Origin of the sequence: Mesorhizobium sp. RCC_202, assembly GCF_041355295.1 — a bacterium.
GTDB lineage: Bacteria > Pseudomonadota > Alphaproteobacteria > Rhizobiales > Rhizobiaceae > Mesorhizobium.
The window spans coordinates 378,331-403,110 of the sequence record NZ_JBFUPO010000005.1; the positions used below are offsets into that span (position 1 = coordinate 378,331).

Genomic DNA, 24,780 nt, shown 5'->3' on the forward strand with positions numbered 1-24,780 from the left:
GCAATTCTCGCTTCCAATGCCCTGCCGCCCTTCAGGCAGCTTGTTCCTTGCCGGCCCTGCGGCCGGCAATGCCCGCCAGCGCGGCCTTGAACGTCGCGATGTCGTCGGCAGCGGTCGAGCGACCGATCGACACGCGCAGGGCGCCAAGACTGTCGCCATAGCCCATCGCTTTCAGCACATGGCTTGGCCCGACTTTTCCCGACGAGCAGGCCGAGCCAGCCGACAAGGCGACGCCGGCAAGATCGAAAGCGATCTGCGCCGTCTCGGCCTTGACGCCGGGAATAGCGAAGAATGTCGTATTGGCAAGCCTCGGAGCGCCATTTCCGAAGATTTCCGCGTCCGGCACGAGCTCGCGCACCATCGCCTCGATCTCATCGCGACGTCGTGCGATCGCGTCGACATCGCCAAGACCGGCCAGTGCAACGCGCGCGGCGGCGCCGAAGCCGGCAATGCCGGCGATGTTTTCAGTGCCGGCGCGATGGCCCTTCTCCTGGCCACCGCCATGGACCAGCGGCTTCGGCATCATCAGGTCGGACGCGGCGACGATCGCGCCGACGCCCTTCGGACCGCCGATCTTGTGCGAGGACAGGATCAGATAGTCCGCATAAGGAACTGACATATCGAGCGCAACCCGGCCCGCCGCCTGCACGGCGTCGACGACCAGCACCCCGCCCGCGGCCTTGACGATCGCCGCAATACGTTCGATCGGCTGGATGACGCCGGTCTCGTTGTTGGCGGCGTGGATCGCAACCAGCGGCAAGCCGGCGGCCTTGTCATGCGAGGCAAGCGCGGCTGAAAGCGCGTCGAGGTCCACAATGCCATTCCGGTCGACACCGATCTTCGTCATCTGAGCGGCCGCAAACCGTCCACCGCTCAAAATGCAGGGATGGTCGGCTTCGCAAACGTAAAGGTGGCTCATGCGCACGGCGCCGCGTCCCATCCGCCAGTCGGGCGTCAGCAGCGTCGAGGCGGCCTCGGTGGCGCCGGAGGTGAAGACGACGTGCTCAGGCTTGGCGTTGACCAGCCGCGCCACATCGCGGCGCGCTTCCTCGACCAGCCGCCGCGCCGCGCGGCCTTCGACATGCACCGAGGATGGATTGGCGGCGTCGAGCGCAGCGACCATCGCCGTCCGCGCTTCCGCAATAAGCGGCGCGCTGGCGTTGTAGTCGAGATAGGCGCGGGTTGCGGCCATTTTCGCTCAGTTCGTCCTTCCGCCAACTATCCCGCGAGGATAGCGCGTTATTTCCTTGAAATTGCAAGGCAAGCCGTCCTATTTACCCGGCTTGCGGCGCGGGCGTCCGGACCATTGGGTTCCGGCCACCCAGTTTTGAACAATTCTAAACTAGCTTCTAGGAAGACGCTTGCCCGGCGTCAAGGCCGCAGAGCCCAAGGAAGTCGCGGGCGAGCGCACTCGTATGCTACGTGGAGTATTTTATGCCTGAGGTCATTTTTGCCGGTCCGGCCGGTCGCCTGGAGGGTCGCTACCAGCCCTCGAAGGAAAAGAGCGCCCCGATCGCCATCGTGCTGCATCCGCACCCGCAATTCGGCGGCACGATGAACAACAAGATCGTCTACGACCTCTTCTACATGTTCCAGAAGCGGGATTTCACCACGCTGCGCTTCAATTTCCGTGGCATCGGCCGCAGCCAGGGCGAATTCGACCACGGCACCGGCGAATTGTCGGATGCGGCCGCCGCACTCGACTGGGTGCAGTCGCTGCATCCGGATTCCAAGAGCTGCTGGGTCGCCGGCTATTCGTTCGGCTCGTGGATCGGCATGCAGCTTCTGATGCGCCGGCCTGAGATCGAAGGCTTCATCTCGGTGGCGCCGCAGCCCAACACTTACGACTTCTCGTTCCTGGCGCCCTGCCCGTCGTCCGGCCTCATCATCCATGGCGATGCCGACAAGGTGGCGCCGCCCAAGGACGTACAAGGGCTGGTCGACAAGCTGCACACCCAGAAGGGCATCACCATCACCCAGAAGACGCTGCCCGGCGCCAACCATTTCTTCGCCAACGATTCCGAGCTGCTGATCCAGGAATGTTCCGACTATCTCGACCGGCGCCTGGCCGGTGAGCTCGCCGATCCGCGGCCCAAGCGGCTGCGCTGACACAATCGATGGAAGACCGCGCAGCGGCCCTCCATCGGCATACCTTCGGCATGCCAGAAAACCGTTTCCGCTGAGCCATATGGCACAGCCAGCCTGACATGTAGCGCGGCTAGCCTGTACGGTGCACAATGCCGGTTCTGAGAGCCGAGGAAGGCATGCCCGAAAGGCGTGAACGACCATGTACCAACCGCCCCATTTCAAGGAAACGCGGCCTGAAGTGCTGCATGGCCTGATCCGGACGCATCCGCTTGGACTGCTGATTTCCAACGGCGTCGATGGGCCGGTTGCCAACGCCATTCCGTTCCTGCTCGATGCCGACATCGCGCCCAACGGCCGCCTGCGCGCCCATCTGGCCAAGGCCAACCCGCAATGGAAGCTTCTGGCAGACAATCCGGCGTCGCCGGTGCTGGTCGTGTTCCAGGGCGCGGACGCCTATGTGACGCCGTCCTGGTACGAGACCAAGCGCGAGACCGGCAAGGTCGTGCCGACCTGGAATTACGCCATCGTCCAGGTGCGCGGCACGGTCCGGGTGATCGAGGACGGCGAATGGATCGCGCAGCAGATCACCGAGCTGACGGTCTCCCAGGAAGGCAACCGCTCGGCACCCTGGGCGGTCACCGATGCGCCGCCTACCTACATCCAGTCGCAGATCAAAGGCATTGTCGGGCTGGAGATCACTGTCACCAGCATCGAAGGCAAATGGAAAGTCAGCCAGAACCGGCCGGTCGCCGACCGCGTCGGCGTCGCCGAAGGCCTGCAAGGCGAAGCCTCCAATCCGGCGGCGCCTGATATGGCCGGCTTGGTGCGCGCCTGGGGCGGCCTCGACGGCAACTAATCCTACGGCTTGTCCGGCGTCGTCTCTTCGGCCGCACGGGCCTGCCTGGCCATCGAAATCCTGACATTGGGCGGATCGGACCAGCCGAGCCGGAACGTTTTCTTGCGCACCGGGAGTTTCGGCTGGTTCTGCTCGAAGATGAAACCAAGCCGCGCAAAGACCAATCCTGAGAGGATGGCAAAGGCCAGCCCCAGGCCAAAGCCCGCGAACGTGTCGCTCGGATAGTGGGCGCCGACGAAAACGCGTGTCGAGGCGATGCAGGCTGTGACAATCAGCGCGATGGTCCAGCGCCGCGGGAACAGCAAGAGCAGGATGCCGAAGACTGCGCCCATTGTCGTGGCGTGGCCGGATGGAAAGCCGGCAAAGCGCGCATCCATGGCGAACGGATGCAGTGACAGCACGCCAAACTTGTCGAAATAGAGCGGCCGCGCCCGGCCGATGCCGTATTTGACCAGATTGACGACAAGGCCCGAAAGGCCAACCGCGCACAGCACGAAGAAGGCGAAACACGTCCAGTTGTAGACGAGCATCCGGCCATCCCGCGACAGGCCGCGCCAATCCGTCAGGTTGGCGACGACAAGGCAAAACGCCGCCGGAATGAGATACCAGCCCCCAAGCCCGAACTGCGTGAAGAAGTCGGTGAAACGCACGAAACCCGGGGACCATTCGCCTCGCATCTCGCCCGCTCTGGTGTCGAGGCGCAGGAAGACAGCCACGGTCAGCAGCGCCCAGGCAAGCCCCCAGACGGTCCACAAAATCCTCGGATAGCGCGCCGGCCGCACGGCAAAGCGCCGCTGCACGATCCGCATCGTGTCGGTGAAATTGCCGAGCGAGCGGCGATAAAGGGCAAAGGGCGCTACGGACATGGCTGGGAAGCAAGCTTATAGGGCATTCGACGCCCGAGGCTATCGGTCACGGCGCCACCCGATAAAGGCCGAGCGAGAGCTTGTCTCCTGACGAATAGTTGATGCCGTCGATCTCGGTCAGGCGCTGCGCCGCCTTGCCCTGCGCGGCCAGCGCGCCGGTAAGCTTCTGCTCGTCCTTGATCGGCGCCAGCCCAAGCGCGCAGGACGGATCGGCCAAAAGATGCCGCGCCACGCCGTCGACATCGGTAAGCACGGTCTTGGTGCCGACCAGGAACACCAGGCTCGGCTCCTGGTATTTTGCCGAGGCAAGCACGGTGGTGTCGCACAGACGATTGGCGTCGACCGCGGCCTTGATCGCCGGGCTCAGCCAGATCGGCTTCAGCGATGGCGCAATCACCCCGAACAACAGGCTGAAGGTGATGCCGGCGCCGACAGCGATCGCGGCGATACGCGGAAGTGACACCTGCAATTGGCGCGGGAAAGCCAGATACCCGGTGACCAAAGCGGCGATCGCCGCCGGAATGCTCCACCAGGAAAACGTCTTTGTCAGATAGAGCGGCAAGCCGACGCAGACCACGGCAAGGCCGATCGCCACAACGCCAAGGCCGAAGGCGGTCGCCCACCACAGCCAGCTCTGCCAGCGTTTCAGCGGCGCGTTGGCCTGGTCGACCGGCAAGGTCAGCAGCCAGCCGATCAGCAACGCCATGCCCGGATAGGCCGGCATGACGTAGTGCGGCAGCTTGGTCGGGATCGCCTCGAAGACCAGCCAGAACGGAATGTACCAGGCCAGGCAGAAGCGCAGGCGCGGATCGTCCCAGAACCGGTTGATGGCCTGCAGTCCAGCACCGACCGCGATCAGGCCGAACGGCCACATGAACAGCGAATAGGTCAGCATGTAGAAGCCGGGCGGCAGGCCGTGCGATTCCTCGCCTTGCGCCACCTTGTTCAGCATGTCCTTGCCGACCGCTTCCTGGAAAAAGGCGCCGCCGCTCTTCCAGGTGATGAGGATGAGCCAGGGCAGCACGATCGCAAGCACAATAGCGACGCCGCGCACCAGCTTCATCTTGAGAAGCCAGCGCCACTCGCGGTCGAAGGCAATCAACGCTGCCGCCGTGAGCAGCGACAACAGCGGTGCGACCGGCCCCTTGATGAGGATTCCGAGCCCTTGCGCGATCCAGAAGATCCACGGCAGATGGCCGGGAACCGGTTCGTTGCGCCGCGCCGCCAGGTAGACCTGCGCCAGCGCGCCTTGCGCCATCACGCAACAGGCAAGAAGCATGGCGTCGGTCTTGGCGTCGCGCCCTTCGAAGGCGGTGGCGAAGATCGCCGCCATCATCAGGCCGGCGGCAAGGCCGGCATTGGCGCCGAAGAGTTTCGTCCCGGTCCAGCCGATGCCGACGACGGCGAGCCCGATGCCAAGCATGGAGACCAGGCGATAGACCCAGATCGGCGCCTGCGCACCCTCGCCGCTCAGCGCCACGGCCGCCGACTGCAGCCAGTAAATGCCGATCGGTTTCTTGTAGCGCGTGACGTCCTGCAGGCGGATGTCGACATAATCGCCGGTCTCGACCATCTGCTTGGTCGCCTGTACGAAGCGGGATTCGTCGCGGTCGACCGGCGGCAGGCTGGCCAGCCCGCTGACGGTCATGACGATGCTGAACAGAAAGAGGAAGAGGTAGTTCCTGTTCATCGCGGGAGCTGTCCGATCTGTCTGCGGGATGGCCCCGTCGCGGTGTTCTGGCGCTTGGTCTAGAGCATGATGCCGAGAAGTGTGAAGCGGTTTTCGGACAACATCATGCTCCATCTCTGAAATTGGAGCGGCGCCTCATTACGCCAGCAAAAAGGGCGAAGCAAGGACGCGCGGGCGTCGCGCCCAATCGGCCGCAAAACCGGAAACCACTTTTGCTTCGGCCGCTTGGATGCTAAACGCGCGCCTTCATATCGGCTTGGCCGAGTGCCCGGCGATCTCCAGGAAGAAAAAATGTCTGCCTTCAAATCCGATTTCCTGCGCGTCATGAGCGAGCGCGGCTTCATCCACCAGATTTCCGATGAATCCGGCCTCGACCAGCTTTTCGCCAAGGAGACGGTGAGCGCCTATATCGGCTTCGACGCCACCGCCCGGAGTCTGCATGCCGGGTCGCTGATCCAGATCATGATGCTGCACTGGCTGCAGCAGACCGGCCACCGGCCGATCGCGCTGATGGGCGGCGGCACCTCGATGATCGGCGATCCGTCCTTCAAGGACGAGGCACGCAAGCTGCTAACCCCGCAGGACATCGACGACAATCTCGTCGGCATCCGCCGCAATTTCGCGCCTTACCTGAAGTTCGGCAGCGGCGCCGGCGATGCGGTGATGGTCAACAACGCCGATTGGCTGATGGAGATCAACTACGTCAACTTCCTGCGCGACGTCGGCCGCCATTTTTCCGTCAACCGCATGCTCGCCTTCGATAGCGTCAAGCTGAGGCTCGACCGCGAGCAATCGCTGTCGTTCCTCGAATTCAACTACATGATCCTGCAGGCCTACGACTTCGTCGAGCTCTACAAACGCGTCGGCTGCCGGCTGCAGATGGGCGGTTCAGACCAATGGGGCAACATCGTCAACGGCATCGATCTCGGCCATCGCATGGAAGGCGTGCAGCTCTTTGCCATGACCACGCCACTGCTCACCACCTCGTCCGGCGCCAAGATGGGCAAATCCGCATCGGGCGCGGTCTGGCTCGATGGCGACATGCTCTCGCCCTATGAATTCTGGCAATACTGGCGCAACACCGAGGACGCCGACGTCGGCCGCTTCCTCAAGCTTTATACGACGATGCCGCTCGACGAGGTGGCCCGGCTCGCGGCGCTTGGCGGCTCGGAGATCAACGAGGCCAAGAAGATCCTGGCCACCGAGATCACCGCCATGCTGCACGGCCGCGCGGCGGCGGAAACCGCGAGCGAGACGGCCCGCAAGACCTTCGAGGAAGGCGCGCTCGCCGACACGCTGCCCAGCGTCGAGGTGGCAAAATCCGAGCTCAAGGCCGGCGTCGGCATCCTGTCGCTGCTTGTCAGCGCCGGGCTGGCGGGCTCGAATGGCGAAGCGCGCCGCCATATCCAGGGCGGCGCCGTGCGCGTCAACGACCAGCCGCTGACCGACGACCGGCGCGTCGTGACGCTTCAGGACCTCGGTCCGGAAGGCGTCGTGAAGCTTTCGGTTGGCAAGAAGAAGCACGTGCTGGTGCGGCCGAGCTGACCAAATCGGATGGCATCGGTCGACGGCAGGCGTCTCAACTGTTTTCGAGGGTTCTGTATGGCGCCCAACTATGACAAAGATCCTGTTTTTGGCGGAAATGGCCTTCGCCGAACCGTGTTTGCCGTAGCGCTTCTCAATCTTGCCTACGGCGTCGTTGAATTCGCGATCGCGCTCCGCATCGGCTCGGTTTCGCTATTTGCCGACAGTATCGATTTCTTCGAGGATACCTCGGTCAACCTGCTGATATTCTTCGCCCTCGCCTGGTCTTTGAAAATGCGGGCGCGGATTGGAATGGCGCTTGCAGGCATCCTGCTTGTCCCGGCTTTGGCAACCATCTTGACCGCGATACATAAGCTCCAGTCGCCGACCCCGCCCGATCCATTTGCACTGGGCCTCACCGGTCTTGGCGCGCTTTCAGTCAATCTGTTCTGCGCGATCCTGCTTGCCAGGTATCGGGCGCATGGCGGAAGTCTTACCCGGGCCGCATTCCTGTCCGCGCGCAACGACGCGATTGCCAACGTCGCGATCATCGCAGTCGGACTGGTCACGGCCTATTTATGGCAATCGGCATGGCCTGATCTTATCGTCGGCATCGGCATCGCCTGCATGAACGCCGATGCCGCGCGCGAGGTCTGGCACGCAGCACTTGGCGAGCACAGAGCGGCGCAAGGTTAACGACTGTACGCAGACCTTCGTCCGGTGCGACCAGTCTACCGGTACTCGAAGATCGAGCGGAAGATGCCCGGCGCGACCACCGACAGCGGATTGATGTTGAGCGTCGGCTTGTTGGCGTTGCCGCGCAGCCGGTAGGTGACGCCGATCAGGCCGCGGTCGCGGCCGTTGCCGAGCAGCGGGCCAAACAGCGGCAGCTCGCCGAAAATGCGGTTCAGCCCATAGACCGGCATGAATGTGCCGGTCATGTCCATATTGTTGTTCTGGTCGTAAAGTATGCCCTGGAAGGTCGTGCCGATGCGCGGGCCGCGCAGCAGGCCGTTGGCCAGTTTGAGGTAGCCGGAGCCCTTGTCGATCTCGGCAAAGCCGCGCTCGAACTGCACGCGCGACGTGTCGATATTGGCCTTGACCGCCTGGTTCAGGTTGCGCGTGTCGCCGGCCGGCGTTGTCGACACCATCGAGGCGAGCTTGGGCTCGTTGACGACATAGAAATTGCTGGCGTCGACCTGGCCCTTCATCGGTCCGTCGGCGCCGCCGGAGAGGGACAGTGTGATCGTCCCGCCTTCCATATGCTCGTAGACGTTGAGGAAACGCAGGATGGCGCCTGCGTCGGCCGACTTCACGCGGAGCGAACGGCCGCCTTGGTTGGTGGTGTTGGTGATCGCGATCGCGGCGCCCGAACTGGCGGTGGCGCTGACATTGAGCCCGTTCACGCGCGAGCCGGCGGCGCTGTAGTCGAGTTTGAGGTTGGAGAGCGCCTCGTCATGGAACCCGGTCAGCGAATCCACATCGGCGCTGACCGAAATCGCATCGCTGCCGGCGCCCTTGGTCGCCGTGTCGACATCCGAGGTGAACTGCTTGATGAGCGAGCGGGCGTCGAGTGATGAACCGCTGACATTGACCGCGTAGCTCTTGCCGGAGCGCTTCACCGAGACGGCGATGTCGTCGCCCCGGTTGAGCGCAACCTTGCTGAAGCGGGCCGATGACAGCGCGCCATTGACCAGCGTCACGTCGCCGTCGACCGAAAAGCTCTTGCCGTCGAGTTCGAAGTCCGACAGCGTGGTCGTGCCGCCCGACTTCGCCATGTCGAAAGTAACCTTGGCCGGAATGCCGGCGCCCTTGCTCCATCCCGCCCAGGGAATATCGAGTTTGGCGTTGGTGAGATCCGCCGAGACCTGCTGGGCGCCCTCGCCGCTCTTGTCGATCGCCACCTTTATGGTGCCGGATAGCAAATCCGACAGGCCGGGCATGCTGGCATTGCGGGTCTTGTCGTCGAGCACCAGCGTCACCTTGCGGCTGCGCGCAGGCCCGTCATCGGCAAGCGGCTCGACGAGGTCGAGCTCGGCAGGAATGCCGTTGAGCTTCGCATCGGCCGAGATCACCGCCTGCTTCGGCCCGACTGTGATGGAGCCGTCGGCATTTGTCACCGTCTGGTCCTCGAACGGCTTGGCCAGCGACAGGTCCTTGTAGTCGAGCGAAACCAGCCAATCGAGCGTCGAGGTATCCATGCCTTTTGTCAGCGGAATGTCGGCCCTGATGTGGCCGGTAACCGTGCCGGACAGGTCCTCGGCCGCGAAACCGACATGGCGCATGGCATTGATCGGCTCGTAGGAGGCAAGCTCGGCGATCGCCGGCGCCTCACCCGCGACGTCGATTTCGAGCCCGCCGACAACGATCGGCCGGTTCGCGTTCTTGATCGTCAGCGTGCCGCCGCTTGCCGCCACTGTGCGGCCGCTCGGCATATAGACGCTGCCGGAAGACAGGCTGATGTCGACATCATTGCCGTGGAAGGCAACGACGCCGACGGCGTCGCGGATCGGCGGGATGCGGCCTGCCGTGTCGAAGCGCGAGCCGTCGATTTGGAAGCGGCCGAACACCTCGTCGCCGGACAGCGGCACGCCATTGCCCAGCCGCCCGGGCGCGACCTGGAACTGCAGGCTGGCGTCGCTCACATTGCCGCCGAACAGATTGCCGAGCACCCAGAGCCGCGCATTGCGGGCCGAGAACCACGGCCACAATTGCTTGACATGCGAAACCGGCATGTCGTGGACGTTGAGCGACAGCGATATGCCTGGAGGACCGTTGTCGATGAAGGCAAGCGTGGCCGCGCCCAGCACCTCGCTCGAGCCGCCGGACCGGACGCCGATCTGCTCGGCAATGAGCTTGCGGCTGTCGGGCTGGTAGACGCCGGCGATGCGGGCGACGAACGGAAGCGGAGGCTCAGGCGAGTCCGAAGGCGCCAGCGTGGAATCGTCGCTGGTCAGGTCGTAACGATAAGACGGCTCCTCCCCCGCAACCGCCGGCTTCGGCCCGATCGACCCGGCAAAATCGAAGCTGGAGCGGCCGTTCCTGATGAGCAGCTTGTCGACCGAAATCTTGTTGGAGCCTGCCACCAGCGTGGCATTGGCATCGACATCGGCGGGCAGCAGGCCGCGCTCGTCCAGGTCGAGCACCGCACCGGCAAGCGACAATGAGGCTGTCAGTTGCGACGGCGTGTCACCGGCCGCTTCCGAGCCCGAAAGCTTCAGCGCAACCGAACCAAGCTTGCCGCCGCCGGTCGCGGGAGCTGCATTGTTCGCGCTCGCCGCGGCGGAGGTTCCACCGGGCGCATCCGCATCCGCTATCTGAAGGCTGGCATCCAGCGAGGCGATGCGACGGACCGTTGCATCGCGCGCGGCCGATCCCGTCAGGACCACGTGCCTGCCGTCGACATCGGCATCATAGGAAAGCTGTATGCCGCCGGTTCCTGTCTGGGTGACCTTGGCTTCAGTAACGGTCACGCGCTTGGCCAATCCATTGTCGGGGAGGTCGAACTCGACATTGCTGAGTTCGACCTGGCGCATCGAATCCTCGCGCACCGCGTCCAGCGCCTGGTTGACGCCGGCAAAGATCGCTGCCGAGACTTTTTCCGGATCGATCAGGCCGTTCTCGTTGCGCAGTCTTGCCGTCCAGTCGCCGCCACCCGACGGCAGCGCGGCGGCCATGATGTGGGCATCGGAGAAACGGGCGCTGGTCAGCCTGACCTGGCCGGACAGCAGCGGCAACAGGCGCATGCCGAAGCGCACGCGCCCCATATCTGCCATCGGCTTGCCGTCGGCGCTCTTCAGGCTGACGTCGTCCACCTGCAGGGCAACGAAGCTCGACCCGTCCAGGGTCAGTCGCGCCCCTCCGACGGCGACCTGGACATCGACGCCGGCGAGCTTCTCGATCGCCGTCTCGGCTTCGGCGCGAAGCCGTTCGGTGCCGATGCCGGACGCGCCGATGATGTAGACGCCGGCTGCCGCCAGAAGCACCAGCGCGCAAAGCCCGGCAAACACGCGGCCAAGGATGCGAAAGCGGCGACGCACGGCTGCCCGCCCCAGCGGCGGCACCCTGCACGCGGACGGAAGCCTGCCCAGGTCGGTGATCTCGTCACGCCTGAACTTGATCTTCTCGTGCTGCGGTTCTTCCTGATCCACGCAATATTCCGTTGTGACGAACCCGTCGTGGACGAATCCCCGCTTCACGTTATATCGATGCTTTCTCGCGCGTAACCGCAAACAAGGGCATCGATATGGCTGATCTCGAAGTGGGCGACGCAGCACCGCAATTCGATCTTCCGCGTGACGGCGGCGGCTCGCTCAGCCTCGCCGCGTTCCGGGGCAAGCCGGTTGTACTCTACTTTTACCCGCAGGACGACACCACAAGCTGCACCAACGAGGCGATCGGCTTCTCGCAGCTTAGGCCCGAACTCGAGAAGGCCGGCGCCGTGGTGATCGGCCTCTCGCCCGACAGCGTGAAAAAGCACGACAAGTTCAAGAAGAAATACGATCTCACCGTCGATCTGGTTGCCGATGAAGAGCGAAAAGTCATCGAGGCCTACCATCTGTGGGTCGAGAAAAGCATGTATGGCCGCAAATATATGGGCGTCGAGCGCGCCACCTTTCTGATCGGCAAGGATGGCCGCATCGCCCGCATCTGGCGCCAGGTTCGCGTCAAGGGCCATGCCGAGCAGGTTCTGGAGGCGGTGCGAGCGCTCTGACCGTCCGGCGCAATCGCCTTCCGGTCACACCGCGCTCTCTGTCGCCACAACTCGGCACCCGCATCACGGGAATAGATTACGCCGAGATTGCGAACCGCAAAACTTTGTTAACCCTAATAATGTGTAATCGGGCTTCTCGTTCGTGGTCGTAACGAAAGCTTGGTCTCGTGAACCCAACCGGTCAGTCAGCGGTCTTCGGCAGGCGCAAGGAACCACATACGGTCATCATCGCCCGCGGCAATGAAATACGGCATTTCACCATTCGCCCCTGGCTTGCGGCGCTGATCGGCTCCGCTCTTGCCGCCGTCGCCATCGGTTATCTGCTCGCCACCTCCTATCTGGTCCTGCGCGACGATTTGATCGGCGCCACGACAGCCAGGCAGGCGCGCATGCAGCAGGCCTATGAAGACCGCATCTCCGCGCTTCGCGCCCAGGTCGACCGCATCACCAGCCGCCAGCTTCTCGACCAGCAGCTCATGGAAACCAAGGTCAGCGAATTGCTGGCCAGGCAGACCCAGCTCAGCCAACGCCATGGCCGGCTAGGCCCGATCCTCGAGCGCGCCGAAAATGAAGTCGGCGGCGACGTGCCGGCGACAAACGATACGCCGGTCAAGCCCGACGCCGAGATCACCGGCAGCCTTTCGCAGGCGCCGACCTATTCGGTCGCTAGCCTGAGCGCTGGCGACACCAGGCCGTTCTCGCTGTGGTCGACACGCTCCGATCCGCTCGATGGCGAGACGGCCGCCGACCGCGCCGACAAGCTGTTCGTGTCGATCAATACCTCGCTCAAAGCCATTGAAAATCAACAGCTTTCCCGCATCACCACACTTGCCGACAGCGCTTACAAGAATGCCGATGCCATCACCCAGGCGCTGGAGGCGGCCGGCCTGCCGGTCGACAGCGAATTCGGCAAGAGCGATGCCGGCGGCCCGCTGGTTCCGCTCGACCCCTCGATGATCTTCGACAGCAAGGTCAAGGAACTGGACGAAGCGCTCGACACGCTCGACGGCGTCAAGAAGGAAGCGCGCAAGCTGCCGCTGACCAACCCTGCCCCCGGCCATACGGTGACCAGCCCGTTCGGCGTGCGCACCGATCCGATCCTCGGCACCGCCGCCCTGCACACCGGCATGGATTTCAGGGCGCCGATCGGCATGCCGGCCAAGGTGACGGCCGCCGGTGTCGTGACAAGAGCGGGCTGGGCTGGCGGCTACGGCCGCATGGTCGAGGTCGACCACGGTGGCGGCTTCGCCACCCGCTACGGCCATCTAAGCGAGATCGACGTCGTTGTCGGCCAGAAGCTCGCCGCCGGCGACGTTATCGGCAAGACAGGAAGCAGTGGCCGCTCGACCGGCCCGCATCTGCACTATGAGGTGCGCCACGATGGCGAGGCGGTCGACCCGCTGCGCTTTCTCAGCGTCGGCAAGAAGGTCGCGCAGTATCTCTAAGGGTGTGCCGACAGGAACATCGTCGCTGCCGAAACCAACGTAAGCACGCCGTTCTTCAAGGCGGCCTCGTCGACGCGAAATCGGGCGTGGTGGAGCGGATAGACCGATCCCGCCTCTTCATCCCGGATACCGAGCCTGAAATAGACCGACGGGCGTTTCTCGCTGTAGTAGGCGAAATCGTCGGCAATGCTCCACCCCGGCAAGTTCAGCACATTGTCGGCGCCGATGCTGGCCCTGGCGCCGGCGATGATCAGCTCGGCCATCTCGGCATCGTTGACGACGCCAGGTTCGCCCCGGTGGATGTCGACCTTGACGCTCGCCCCATGGCTTGCGGCGATTCCTTCGGCTACCGCGCGAACCCGCCGCCATGCGCGGTCGCGGGTGGCATCGCTGCCACTGCGGATAGTGCCTTTCAGGGTGACCTTGCCGGCAGTGACATTATAGGCACTGCCGCCATTGATGGCGGTCACCGAAATCACCAGCGGGTCGTAAGGGTCGGTCTCGCGCGACACGATCTTCTGCAACTCGCTCACCATCGAGCAGGCCACCGTCAGCGCATCGACGCCCTCATAAGGTTTTGCCGCATGCGCCGCCGAGCCGGTGACCACCACATCGAACGTATCGCAGGCCAAAGTGTAGGGGCCGGCGCCGACACCGACCTTGCCCGATGGCGTATAGGGATCGACATGAACGCAGATCGCGGCGTCGATATCGTCGAGAAGCCCCTCCTCCACCACCCGTTTGCCGCCGGACGGCTCGTCCTCCTCGGCGGGCTGGAAGATGAGGCGGACAGTCCCGCCAAAACTGTAGCGCTGGCGATGCAGATGCGCGGCGACCGCAAAGCCCATCGCGGCATGGGCATCATGGCCGCAGGCATGCATCACGCCCGGATTCTCCGACGCAAACGCGACGCCGGACTCCTCCTCGATCGGCAAGGCGTCGATGTCGGCGCGAATGGCGATCTTGCGGTTCGATGGCCGGCCGGTGCCGACAATGTCGACCGCAAGGCCATAGCCGGCGACATCGCGGATGTCGGCGATACCTTCCCGTGCAAGCACCTCCCGCAAATAACGCTGCGTGCCGGCCTCGCGGTTGGAAAGCTCCGGGCGGCGATGTAGATGCCGGCGGATCTCGATCATGCGATCGAGAATCCCGGCATCGATGTCCAGCGCTGTATCGCTCGCGGCTGGCCGGTCAGGATTTGACATGGATGTCTCGCGGGAACTTCGTCAGCGTCTCATTGCCCTTATCGGTCACCAGAATGGTCTCGCTGACCTCGATGCCCCAGCCGTCCATCCACATGCCCAGGATGGAATGGACGACATTGCCCGGCTGAAGCACCGTCTTGTCGCCGGGCCGCAGGCTGATCGTGTGCTCGCCCCAATCCGGCGGATAGGCGACGCCGATGGAATAGCCGATGCGCGATTCCTTTTTCAGCCCATAGCGCTGGATGACTTTGCGCCAGGCGGCTTCGACCGCTTCGGCGGTCGTTCCAGGCCGTATGGTATCGAGCACCGCGTCCATGCCTTCGATCACCGCCTTCGCCGTGTCCGCGACAATTGCCGGCGTCTTGCCGAGCTGCATCGTCCTGGCAAGCCCCGCGGCATAGCGGCGGCAGACGCCGGCGAGCTCCAGCGCGATCGTCTCGTCCTTTCCGAACCGCCTGTCGCTCCACATGATGTGCGGCGCCGAGGCATTTTCGCCGCCGAGGATGGTGGGCGGCAGCGCCGTGATGTCGCCGGCGAAATCCGGACTGCCGGCGATCTGCGCCGCCTGGATGGCGGCAATCGCGTCGCATTCGCGCACACCCGGCGCGATGACTTCGAAGGCGCGCGCGACCGCTGCTTCGGCTAATGTCGATGCCTTGCGCAGATAGGCGATTTCCGGCGCCGATTTCACCGCGCGGATCCAGTTCACGATGAGATCGGCATCGTGCCATTTGGCATTGGGCAGCCCCGCGACGAGCCGGGCATGCGCCTTCGGCGAGAAATAATAGGCTTCGAGCTCGATGCCGATAGGGCGGTTGCCCCAGCCCTTGGCGACGATCCAGGCCGCGATCCAGTCCATTGGATGGCGGTCGGCGCGTTGGACATGGTCTTCGGGAAAGCCAACCACATTCTCCGGCTTCATCCACGCCGTCAGCAGTCCGCCGGCCGCATCCATGGCGCGGCCGATCCAGACCGGCTCGACGTCCTCGATCGGCACCAGCACCACCTGCGGCGTGTAGAACGACCAGCCGTCATAGCCGGTGATGTAATGCTGGTTGGCGACATCGTTGACGATCAGCAGTTCGATGCCGCGCCTGGCCATCTCGGCGCGGATTTTCGCGAGCCGCTGCTGGTACTCGTCGCGCGCAAAAGGCAGCTCAATCATCTTTTCTCCTTGCCGGATCGACCTGGTCGGGGAAGAGCCGTTACCACCCCTGTTGCGAACCATTGCGGCGGTTTTGGCCGCCGGACAATCGGCCAGGACAATTCATAGACAGGGCCTAGTATGAGATGTCCGGCCCCTTCGCATGAAAGGGGTCGACGCCCTCCATTATGCTTTCATGGGCGTGGTCGTGCCGATCGAGCGTCGAGCCGCAAATACCGATCGGGGAAACTGGTGGGCGATGACGGGCTCGAACCGCCGACATCTTCGGTGTAAACGAAGCGCTCTACCAACTGAGCTAATCGCCCGCCTGAGCGCGGACCTTTAAGCAGTTAGCATCGCATTCGCAAGACCAAATGAACGGCCGGCAACGCCGCTGCCGGCCGGTTTTCCCCAGCCTCGGTGCGGCTGTCAAAAAACCTTCTCCTGTTTGCTGTAAATGCTTCAATGCCGCGCTTGACACCCGGTAACGAACCCCTTATCCACCGCCCCAACGACGAACACGGCTGACACGTGCTCGTTAATGCGCGGGTGTAGCTCAGTTGGTTAGAGTGCCGGCCTGTCACGCCGGAGGTCGCGGGTTCGAGCCCCGTCACTCGCGCCATTTCTCCTCAGGAGAAATGTGACATAAATCGTCCAAAAGACATTGTCTTGCTCACAGCAATTCAGATCCTGCCGGATTTAAATTTGATCTCTCCTGCGGCATCGGCAACGCCTCGACCTCCAGCAATTTCGGCATAAGCCGCGGAGCGACTGCCATGTCGGCAAAATAGTCGACTGGCATGATTCTCGGAACCATCCCATCCTTGTCTCGTTCCATCCAAGGGCAAAAAGACGGGAGAAATCAGATGGCTGTGCGATGCCGTATCTCAATTGACGATGCCAGGGACGTGGACGAGCTGGCATTCCAGGAATTGCCGCGTGTCGGCGAAAGCGTGTCGATGCCGGTCGAAGGATCAGCCAAGGACCTGAGAGTCCTGCGCGTCGTGCACATGCCAGGCAGCGAGCAAGGCGCAACGACCATGCTGGAACTGACCAGCCGGATTCTTTAGCTTTCCGAGATTCAGTAGAAAGAACCCGTCTGCGCATGCAGGCGGGCTTCAAAGGGGCTATCGAAACTTATGCAGGCCCATCCGGATCCGCCTCATCCAAGGCTTCGAGGATGACGCCTTCGAGCGAACCAACCGCCTCCTCGATCTCGGCGACCTCCAGACCGCTATGCCGTGCGTCAAGCGCTATGCGCGTCGTCAGCACCCTGGCGGTGGCCCTATCGGCGGGCAGATCCGCGGGCAGGTGCTCATCAAGCCAGCTTTCCAGGAAATCAACGCCGCGATCACTCATGGTGGCAGCTCCTACTCGCCCAAGATGACACCCGAAGCCGATATCTGCGCGGTGCGTTCGCTCAGCTTCCCTCGCCTCGTAAGTATCGGTTTTTCATAAGCTTTTTTCATATCACCGCTCCAAAATCCGAGCCGTATTGTCCTGGGTTCAAGACAATGAACGCACGCCCGGTGGTTGCGTTCCGAGCGGTGGATAGTCTTGGAACGGGTGAATTGCGGCTCAAGCTCGCGCCAGCAGCGCTTCGACCTCTTGCAGCGTCGGCATGGAAGGCGCTGTTCCCGGACGCGTCACCGAAATGCCGGCGACGGCGCAGGCAAAGCGCACCGCTTCCAGGGGCTCGACGCCCTTGGCAAGGGCCGCCGCCAAGCCTCCATTGAAGGCGTCGCCGGCGCCGGTGGTTTCGACGACCGCGCCGGCGCTGACCGCGCCGACATGCTCGGAGCGATCCTTCGTGTGCAGCAGCGCTCCCTTCTCGCCGAGCGTGACGATCACCGCCCCGACACCCTTGGCCAGCAATGCATCGGCGGCGCGGCGGGCATCCTCGAGCGACGACACCTTGATGCCGGTCAGCCCCTCGGCCTCGGTCTCGTTGGGCGTGACATAGTCGCATAGCGTATAGATGCGATCCGGCAGGCTGGCTGCCGGCGCCGGGTTGAGGATGGTGATCACCCCCGCCCCACGCGCGATCTCAAGCGCCTTGAGAGCCGCATCGATCGGCTGTTCGAGCTGGGTGACGAAGACGCCGGCCGAGCGGATCAGGCCGGCATGCGCCTCGATGTCGGCGGGTGAGATCAGCATCGCGGCACCTGGGCTGACGATGATGGCGTTGTTGCCGCTGCCCTCTTCCACGAAGATATAGGCGGCGCCGGTATAACTGTCGGGCGTGTCGATGACCGCGCTTTTGACGCCCGCGCCCTTCCAAGTCTGCCTGGCCATATCGGCAAAGGCATCGACACCGAGCCTGGTCAGGAAAGTGGTGTCGGCGCCGAGCTTGCCGGCCGCCACCGCCTGGTTCGAGCCCTTGCCGCCCGGCCCGAGCTTGAAGGAATTGCCGAGGATCGTCTCGCCCAGGCGTGGCTGCCGGTCGGCGCGATAGGCCGTGTCGGCGACGAAAACGCCAAGGATAACAATGGGTTTTCCGATGGCCATGGTCTTACTCCGCATCCGGCGGCACGACGCCCTTGCGGAAGGCAAAGCAGCCGTAGAAGCGGCGTTCGCCGGTCTGGATGACGCAATAGGCCTTCCTGGAGCGCTCGTAGAAGGCGTAGCGCTCGATCGAGATCATCGGCCAGGGCTTGCCTTCGGCGGCGTCGATCTCTTTCTGCACCTCCTTCTGCACCGGCGGGATCTCGTTGGGCTTGCCGACGATCTCCATGCGCGCGGCCGCGTCATTGACGAAGGTATCCAGCGGATAGAGGGACAGCACCGCTTTCACCACCTCGGCCGCCGACGCATCGATGCGCAACACTTTTCCGAGCACGGTTTGCCTGGCCACCGAATCGGCCGGGAAATTGGTGTCGGCGATGATCAGGTCGTCGCCATGCCCCATCGCCCGCAGTGCTTGCAGCACATCGGCATTGAGCAGCGGATTGATCCCTTTGAGCATGGTGTCCCCTCGTAAGGTCTGTGTGCAGTCCAGCGCAATTCCAGGAAAAGTGTGAGCGGTTTTCCGGCTGGAATTGCCGTAAAAGTCTAAAGGCGCTTGCCGATCGCCGCGTCGAAAAGATGGACCTGATCGAGCCGCGGCTTCAGCTTCAGCGTGTCGCCCGGCTTGACGTCATGGCGTTCACGGAACAGCGCCACCATCTCGCCCTCGCCGAAGCGCAGGAACACCAGGGTCTCCGAGCCGGTCGGCTCGACCACCGAGACCGTGGCGGCGATGCCGTCGGGATGGATTTCCAGATGCTCCGGCCGCACGCCGTAGACGACGGCGTGGCCGTCCTGGACAGCACTTCCCGGGGGCAGCGGAAATGCCGTGCCGGCGATGTCGACGGCGTTGTCGCCTGTCTTTACCGTGCCTTTGAGCAGATTCATGGCCGGCGAGCCGAGAAAGCCGGCGACGAACAGGTTTGCCGGCCGGTCGAACAGTTCCAGCGGCGCGCCGACCTGCTCGATGCGGCCGTCGCGCATCACCACGATCTTGTCGGCCATGGTCATGGCCTCGATCTGGTCGTGGGTGACATAGATGGTCGTGGTCTTCAGCCGCTGGTGCAGTTCCTTGATCTCGGTGCGCATCTGCACGCGCAATTTGGCGTCGAGATTGGACAGCGGCTCGTCGAACAAAAACACCTGCGGGTTGCGCACGATGGCCCGGCCCATGGCGACGCGCTGGCGCTGGCCGCCGGAAAGCTGGCGCGGATAGCGCTTCAGATAGGGCGCGAGGTCTAGGATGTCGGCGGCGCGCTTGACCCGCTCGGCAACGACGGTCGGATCGGTGCCGCGCAGCTTCAGCGCGAAGGCCATGTTCTGCTCCACCGTCTTGTGCGGATAGAGCGCATAGTTCTGGAACACCATGGCGATGTCGCGCTTTGCCGGCGGCAGATTGTTGACGACGCGCTCGCCGATCGAGATCGTGCCGCCCGAAACGGTCTCCAGGCCGGCCACCATCCTCAGCAGCGTGGACTTGCCGCAACCCGACGGACCGACCAGCACGACGAACTGGCCGTCGGCGATATCGATGCTGACCTCGTGCAGGACCTTGACGGTTCCAAACGCCTTGGCCACACTGCTGATCGCGACTTGAGCCATCGTCTCCCCTTTATCGTTTGCGGTGAAGCTAGCCATTGCGAACCGCAAGGGCAAGTCGGTATATTATAGATAAAAACCCACTCGTGTTGACAAGGTAATCGATTACGCGAATAGTGGCGAGTGCCAATCCGACAACGGGCCTCTTACCCCGAAATCGGAACTCCGGCGACGCAGGGTGGGGTCCCACGTCCCCGTATGTTCGAGGAGAACCGTAAGACGTTTCGACGTCCGATAGATTGGTATTTCCATTCAATGGCTGTTGTTCTGGGAGGAACCTGTAGATGAGAGTCGACCTGTACGAAAAACTGATGCGCGCCGGCGCGAGCCGCCGCGATGTGCTGAAGGGTGCGGCCTCGATGGCCGCGATAGCCGCCGCGTCCGGCGCCGGACTCGGCGCAATGACCAGGCCGGCCGCCGCCGATGACGATCTGCGCAAGAAGATCCTGCAGATCCCGGGCGTCGGCAAAGGCCAGCCGACCGATGCCGACTTCCAGAAAGTTGGCGAACTTTGCCTCGAAGCGACCAAGGCCAATGTCAAGGAAGGCGAGTTCGCCGGCGTCGAGCTCACCTTCATGGGCCTCAACAACCAGAACCTGCACAATGTGCTGTTCCGTGGCTTTCTAAAGCCGTGGGAGGCCTATACCGGGGCCAAGATCAGCTGGATCGACCTTGCCCAGGCCGACTACAACGCCCGTCTGCAGCAGTCGATCGCCACCGGCACCGTCGATTTCGACATCATCGAGATGGGCGCGCCTTTCGAAGGCGATGTCTGCGGCAAAGGCCTGACCTCCGAAATGCCCGACTGGGTCAAGAAGCAGATCGATTTCGACGATCTGGTCAACTATCTGAAGCCGCCCGTCGGCACCTGGGACGGCAAGCAGTATCGCGTCACCATCGACGGCGACGCGCACAACTTCAACTACCGCACCGACGTGTTTTCCGATGCCGACCTCGCCAAGCAGTGGAAGGATGGCGGTGGTGAAGGCGAATGGGGCGTGCCGAAGACCTGGCAGCAGGTGCAGGCCGTGACCAAATTCCTCAAGGGCAAGAAATTCAAGGGCCAGGACGTTTACGGCTATCTCGACGCGCCCAAGCCCTGGGGCGGTTTCGGCTTCTACTTCCTCGGCAGCCGCGCCACGGCCTATGCCAAGCATCCCGACGACAAGGCCTGGCTGTTCGACGCCGACACCATGAAGCCGCGCGTCAACAACCCGGCCTGGGTGCGCGCCATCCAGGACGTCATCGATGCCTTGCCCTCCGAACCCGCCGACCAGATCAACGCCGATCCGAACACGACCGCCTTCCAGCAATTCCTGGCCGGCACCGGCTCGATGATCCCCTGGTGGGGCGACGTCGGCTCGAACGTCAAGACCAACGACTCTTCGGTCATCGGCGACGTCACCGGCTTCTCGATCCTGCCGGGCTCCGACGACGTCTACAATTCCAAGACCGGCAAGTGGGACAAGCTCGCCAGCGGCCCGAACTACGCGCCGAACTGCGCTTATCTCGGCTGGGGCGTCTATGTCATGGCCCGTGTCGACAAGGACGAAAAGAAGAAGAAGGCCGCATGGTCCGCCGCCGCCCATCTCGGCGGCAAGGATCTGTCGATCTGGACGGCGATGTATCCGTCTGGCTTCCAGCCTTACCGCAACTCCCATTTCAACATTCCGGAATGGGTGGCGGCCGGCTATGACGAGGCCTTCATCACCTCCTACCTGAAGTCGGAAGGTGACTCCTACAACCATCCGAACGCGGCGATCGAGCCGCGCATCCCCGGCATCTTCCAGTATTATTCGGCTGCCGAGGACATCCTGGCCAACACCTTCGCCGGCAAGATGAAGGCGCAGGAAGGCGCCGACGCCATCGCCGCCGCCTGGGAAAAGCTGACCGACCAGATCGGCCGCGACAAGCAGGTCAAGCTCTACAAAGCCTCGCTCGGCATGTAGGCTGATATATTGAAAGTCGCGGCCCGGCGACGCCTCGTTGCCGGGCCGCTCCTTTACCAGGCAAGAGGCAAAAGGCGTGGCTGAGCAGATTTCGACCGCAAATGCCTGGTCGGCCAATCCGGCCGACCTGATCCCGGCCGGGCGCAAGCGCCTGGGATGGGCCTTGCTGGCGCTGGCGACGGTTGGCCTTCTCGCGGTCATCGTCGTGCAGATCCTCTACAAGACCGAGATGTCGACGATCGGCTTCGATACCTGGCGCCCGGTCATCTATGCCTATGTCCTGTGGGGCGCCGCGCTCGGCGCCTGGCAGGTGCTGACGCGCGGCGAGGATGGCCAGCGCGCGCTGTTCCTGCTGCCGGCGCTGCTTTTCACCATCGCCATGGTGATCTTCCCGACGCTGTTCGGCTTCTACATCGCGCTCACCGACTGGAACCTCAGCTCGTTTACCGGACGCAGATTCAACGGCCTCGACAATTTCTGGCAGATGCTGGCCGATCCTTATTACCGCAACGCGCTGTTCAACATGGTGCTCTATGTGCTGGCGGTGCTGGTCGAATATGTCATCGCCTTCGGCCTGGCGTTGCTCCTCAACGCGCAGATCCGAGCCAGAAAGTTCTTCCGCGTCGTATTCCTGCTGCCGCTGATGCTGTCGCCGGTGGCTGTCTCCTGGATGGTCGGCAAGTCGCTGATGGAATACCGCTTCGGCCCCGCGGCAACGCTGGCGCGTCATCTCGGCTGGGAAAATCCCGCCTTCTTCTCCGATCCGATCACCGCCCGCATCTCGATCATGATGCTCGACGCATGGACCTTCATCCCGTTCATGATGATCATGCTGCTCGCCGGCCTGCAGGCGATGTCGCGCGAGGTGCTGGAAGCCGCGCGCGTCGACGGCGCGACCGCCTGGCAGACCTTCTGGCAGGTCACCTTCCCGCTGATGCTGCCGGTGTCGGTGACGGCGGTGATCCTGCGCATCATCTTCAAGCTGAAGCTTGCCGACATCATCATCACGCTGACCTCCGGCGGCCCCGGCGGCGCCACCGATTCCGTGTCGAGCTTCATCTATCGCGAGTACCGCGACCGCTCCAATGTCGGCTACGGCACGATGCTGGCCATGGCCTATCTGGTCATCATCGTCGTGTTCGTGACCTGGCTTTTGAAATTCGCCAATCGCTTCGTGCGCAACGTCAACTGAGCGGCATCATGAGCGTCCAGACCACCGACTACACCGTTTCCGAAATACGCTCGCCAGCGGCTTTCGTCGCCAGCCGCGTCTTCATCTATGGCGCGCTGCTCTTCTGGACCTTCGTCTGCCTGTTCCCACTCTACTGGACGATCACCACCTCGTTCAAATCGGCTGTCGATGTCACGCAAGGCCATCTCATTCCCTTCGTCGACTTCCAGCCCGACTGGAAGGGCTGGCGCTCGCTCGGCCTGTCTCCGGATTCGATCTTCGAGACATCGACGGTGCGCGACGAGTTCTTCAAGCGCTTCATGAACTCGATCATCACTTCGGTCGGCGCGTCGGCGCTTGCCATCGTCATCGGCAGTCTCGCCGCTTATGGCCTGACCCGCTATCGCTACAAATTCGCCTGGTTCAAGAACGAGGACATCTCCTTCTTCTTCCTGTCGCAGCTCATCCTGCCGCCGGTCGTGCTGGCGCTGCCCTTCCTGGTGCTCTACCGCGAGGTGGCGCTGCTCGACACGCGCATCGGCCTGATCCTGCTCTACACGCTGATGGTGCTGCCGATCGTCATCTGGATCATGCGCGACCAGTTCAACTCGATCCCCGTCGAGCTCGAGGAGGCGGCTCTGGTCGACGGGCTGTCGATCTGGGGCGCCTTCCTCCGCATCGTCATGCCGATCGCCCTTCCCGGCATGGTCGCCGCCTTCATCCTGGCGATGGTGCTGTGCTGGAACGAGTATTTCTTTGCAGCCCTTCTAACCTCGACGGATGCCAAGACGATCCCGGTCATGGTGGCGAGCCAGACCGGTTCGCAAGGCATCAACTGGTGGTCGATGGCGGCATTGGCTACCGCTGCGATCGCGCCGCTGGCGATCATCGGCATCGCGCTCGAGCGCTATCTGATCATGGGCATGACGGCTGGCTCGGTGAAATAGCGATGGCCGGGCCCTACTGGTTCGCGCGCAACATCCGGGCCGGCTATGTCGGGCGCGACCGCTACGGCAAGGGCGTCATGCCGATCGCCTGGCAGGGTCGCGCGGTCATCGCCGGCTTTGTGGCGGCCATGATCGGCGGCGGCGCGACCATGTTCCTGCTTTTCTTCTATGCCCACCAGATGGCACTGGGCGTGATCATCTATGTCATCCTCGTCATCGCCGGCGCGGGCACCTTCATCTGGGCGGTGGCGACCAGGAGCGACCCGGACAAATCGCTGGCCGAATACCTCGCCGAGCGCCAGCGAGCCCGCTCCACCGGGCGATAGTCAGGCGACCAGAATTTGGCGAAGATGATCGAGGATCATCGCGACCCCGATCTTGCCCTGCCCGGCCGAAGCGTCCGCGGCGCTTTTCGTATACCAGCCGGTGTTGTCGGCGAAACGCGCCGCATCCACCGCCTCCGGGCATAGCGCCAGCATCAGCGACGTTTCGCCGATGCCGGCATGATCGAACGGATACTTGCCGTTCATCGAAACCGGCATCAGCGGATGCACCTGCACCCAGTTGAAGACATTCTCGCCCTGCGCATGGCCGGCGTAGTAATCCGCCATGGTGTTCGACCCCCACCAGCCCTCGCCGCGCTCCTTTTCCAGGAACCGGAAGATCGCCTGCCTGCCGGCGGTCTTGAAGGCGAGATCGGTCGGCATGCCGGCCGCGAAATTCTCAGTTTGGTGATGGATAATCGCATGGATATTGCGAAAGCCGATACGCAGCAGGCCGTAGAACAGCTCCTCGGCAAAAGGCGAAAGCACTGGGCCGCCGACCTGCACGGAACCGCTGCCCTCGGGCGCAGCCACGGCATAGCTCGCCGCGCCATAGTAGAAGGGCGGCAGGATGACGAGGTCTCTCTCCTTCTCGATCAGGTCCACCGTCTTGATGACGGCCAGCGTGTCCATGCCGACCGCCATGTGCTCGCCATGGTATTCGAGCACGCCGAGTGGCAGCACGACCGGCCAGTTCTCCGCGATCGCCTTGCGGATCTGATGCGGCAGCATCAATTCGTAACGCACGGTC

Annotated in this window: 22 protein-coding genes and 2 tRNA genes; 12 read left to right on the forward strand and 12 right to left on the reverse strand. The window is 63.3% G+C overall.

The window, feature by feature from the left end; genetic code table 11:
* Positions 1-31 precede the first annotated feature (31 nt).
* Positions 32-1,192, reverse strand: coding sequence for a cysteine desulfurase family protein (locus AB6802_RS14720; protein WP_371010836.1), 1,161 nt, complete (start codon positions 1,190-1,192; stop codon positions 32-34).
* A gap of 242 nt (positions 1,193-1,434) precedes the next feature.
* Between AB6802_RS14720 and AB6802_RS14725 the strand changes: the two genes are divergently transcribed.
* The gene (locus tag AB6802_RS14725) at positions 1,435-2,109 is read left to right on the forward strand and encodes an alpha/beta hydrolase (RefSeq protein ID WP_371010837.1); all 675 of its coding nucleotides are present in this window, start codon (positions 1,435-1,437) and stop codon (positions 2,107-2,109) included.
* Between the two features lie 178 nt (positions 2,110-2,287).
* Positions 2,288-2,944: an FMN-binding negative transcriptional regulator gene (locus AB6802_RS14730; RefSeq protein ID WP_371010838.1), complete on the forward strand. Its 657-nt coding sequence runs from the start codon at positions 2,288-2,290 to the stop codon at positions 2,942-2,944.
* A 2-nt stretch (positions 2,945-2,946) separates the two neighbouring features.
* Here the strand turns inward: AB6802_RS14730 and AB6802_RS14735 are convergent, their stop codons facing one another.
* Entirely contained in the window at positions 2,947-3,810 is an 864-nt protein-coding gene (locus tag AB6802_RS14735; protein ID WP_371010840.1) for a phosphatase PAP2 family protein, read from the reverse strand.
* Between the two features lie 46 nt (positions 3,811-3,856).
* The gene (locus AB6802_RS14740) at positions 3,857-5,500 is read right to left on the reverse strand and encodes an ArnT family glycosyltransferase (RefSeq protein ID WP_371010841.1); all 1,644 of its coding nucleotides are present in this window, start codon (positions 5,498-5,500) and stop codon (positions 3,857-3,859) included.
* Between the two features lie 291 nt (positions 5,501-5,791).
* On the opposite strand from AB6802_RS14740, the gene tyrS reads away from it, so the two are divergent.
* Both tyrS and AB6802_RS14750 read left to right on the forward strand, forming a co-directional pair.
* Positions 5,792-7,045: a tyrosine--tRNA ligase gene (tyrS, locus tag AB6802_RS14745; RefSeq protein ID WP_371010842.1), complete on the forward strand. Its 1,254-nt coding sequence runs from the start codon at positions 5,792-5,794 to the stop codon at positions 7,043-7,045.
* Between the two features lie 57 nt (positions 7,046-7,102).
* A complete protein-coding gene (locus tag AB6802_RS14750) occupies positions 7,103-7,720 on the forward strand; it encodes a cation transporter (RefSeq protein WP_371010843.1) in 618 nt (205 codons plus the stop codon).
* A gap of 35 nt (positions 7,721-7,755) precedes the next feature.
* Here AB6802_RS14750 and AB6802_RS14755 read toward each other — a convergent pair whose 3' ends face one another.
* Positions 7,756-11,175, reverse strand: a complete 3,420-nt coding sequence (locus AB6802_RS14755; RefSeq protein WP_371010844.1) for a DUF3971 domain-containing protein — start codon at positions 11,173-11,175, stop codon at positions 7,756-7,758.
* 95 nt (positions 11,176-11,270) lie between these two features.
* Between AB6802_RS14755 and AB6802_RS14760 the strand changes: the two genes are divergently transcribed.
* Both AB6802_RS14760 and AB6802_RS14765 read left to right on the forward strand, forming a co-directional pair.
* Positions 11,271-11,738: a peroxiredoxin gene (locus tag AB6802_RS14760; protein ID WP_371010845.1), complete on the forward strand. Its 468-nt coding sequence runs from the start codon at positions 11,271-11,273 to the stop codon at positions 11,736-11,738.
* Between the two features lie 167 nt (positions 11,739-11,905).
* Entirely contained in the window at positions 11,906-13,183 is a 1,278-nt protein-coding gene (locus AB6802_RS14765) for a M23 family metallopeptidase (RefSeq protein ID WP_371010846.1), read from the forward strand.
* Here AB6802_RS14765 and AB6802_RS14770 read toward each other — a convergent pair.
* From AB6802_RS14770 to AB6802_RS14780, 3 genes are all read right to left on the reverse strand, one after another.
* Positions 13,180-14,391 (reverse strand): M20 family metallopeptidase, encoded by a 1,212-nt coding sequence (locus tag AB6802_RS14770; RefSeq protein ID WP_371010847.1) that lies wholly within the window; start codon positions 14,389-14,391, stop codon positions 13,180-13,182. The two genes, AB6802_RS14765 and AB6802_RS14770, sit on opposite strands and share 4 nt — an antisense overlap.
* Positions 14,378-15,556: a M24 family metallopeptidase gene (locus tag AB6802_RS14775; protein WP_371010848.1), complete on the reverse strand. Its 1,179-nt coding sequence runs from the start codon at positions 15,554-15,556 to the stop codon at positions 14,378-14,380. The genes AB6802_RS14770 and AB6802_RS14775 overlap by 14 nt, the downstream gene beginning before the upstream one ends.
* Before the next feature lie 229 nt (positions 15,557-15,785).
* Positions 15,786-15,861, reverse strand: a tRNA-Val gene (locus tag AB6802_RS14780).
* 219 nt (positions 15,862-16,080) lie between these two features.
* On the opposite strand from AB6802_RS14780, the gene AB6802_RS14785 reads away from it, so the two are divergent.
* Together AB6802_RS14785 and AB6802_RS14790 are read left to right on the forward strand one after the other, a co-directional pair.
* A tRNA-Asp gene (locus AB6802_RS14785) sits at positions 16,081-16,157 on the forward strand.
* 244 nt (positions 16,158-16,401) lie between these two features.
* On the forward strand, positions 16,402-16,605 hold the full coding sequence (locus tag AB6802_RS14790; RefSeq protein WP_371010849.1) for a hypothetical protein: 204 nt from the start codon (positions 16,402-16,404) through the stop codon (positions 16,603-16,605).
* Positions 16,606-16,672: 67 nt separating this feature from the next.
* Here the strand turns inward: AB6802_RS14790 and AB6802_RS14795 are convergent, their stop codons facing one another.
* From AB6802_RS14795 to AB6802_RS14810, 4 genes are all read right to left on the reverse strand, one after another.
* Positions 16,673-16,894, reverse strand: coding sequence for a hypothetical protein (locus AB6802_RS14795; RefSeq protein WP_371010850.1), 222 nt, complete (start codon positions 16,892-16,894; stop codon positions 16,673-16,675).
* A 219-nt stretch (positions 16,895-17,113) separates the two neighbouring features.
* A complete protein-coding gene (gene rbsK, locus AB6802_RS14800) occupies positions 17,114-18,043 on the reverse strand; it encodes a ribokinase (protein WP_371010851.1) in 930 nt (309 codons plus the stop codon).
* 4 nt (positions 18,044-18,047) lie between these two features.
* Positions 18,048-18,500, reverse strand: coding sequence for an RbsD/FucU family protein (locus AB6802_RS14805; protein ID WP_371010852.1), 453 nt, complete (start codon positions 18,498-18,500; stop codon positions 18,048-18,050).
* Positions 18,501-18,586: 86 nt separating this feature from the next.
* Positions 18,587-19,642 (reverse strand): ABC transporter ATP-binding protein, encoded by a 1,056-nt coding sequence (locus AB6802_RS14810; protein WP_371010853.1) that lies wholly within the window; start codon positions 19,640-19,642, stop codon positions 18,587-18,589.
* Positions 19,643-19,923: 281 nt separating this feature from the next.
* Here AB6802_RS14810 and AB6802_RS14815 point away from each other — a divergent pair, with 281 nt between their 5' ends.
* The 4 genes from AB6802_RS14815 (at position 19,924) to AB6802_RS14830 (ending at position 24,032) form a co-directional block, all read left to right on the forward strand.
* Positions 19,924-21,588, forward strand: coding sequence for an ABC transporter substrate-binding protein (locus tag AB6802_RS14815; protein WP_371010854.1), 1,665 nt, complete (start codon positions 19,924-19,926; stop codon positions 21,586-21,588).
* A gap of 76 nt (positions 21,589-21,664) precedes the next feature.
* Positions 21,665-22,780 carry a carbohydrate ABC transporter permease gene (locus tag AB6802_RS14820; RefSeq protein ID WP_371010855.1) on the forward strand — a complete coding sequence of 372 codons (1,116 nt, stop codon included), beginning with the start codon at positions 21,665-21,667 and terminating at the stop codon, positions 22,778-22,780.
* An 8-nt stretch (positions 22,781-22,788) separates the two neighbouring features.
* Complete coding sequence (locus AB6802_RS14825; RefSeq protein ID WP_371010856.1) at positions 22,789-23,706, forward strand: carbohydrate ABC transporter permease; 918 nt, start codon at positions 22,789-22,791, stop codon at positions 23,704-23,706.
* A 2-nt stretch (positions 23,707-23,708) separates the two neighbouring features.
* On the forward strand, positions 23,709-24,032 hold the full coding sequence (locus tag AB6802_RS14830; protein WP_371010857.1) for a hypothetical protein: 324 nt from the start codon (positions 23,709-23,711) through the stop codon (positions 24,030-24,032).
* Here the strand turns inward: AB6802_RS14830 and AB6802_RS14835 are convergent, their stop codons facing one another.
* Positions 24,033-24,776, reverse strand: a complete 744-nt coding sequence (locus AB6802_RS14835) for a creatininase family protein (RefSeq protein WP_371010858.1) — start codon at positions 24,774-24,776, stop codon at positions 24,033-24,035.
* Between the last annotated feature and the right edge of the window lie 4 nt (positions 24,777-24,780).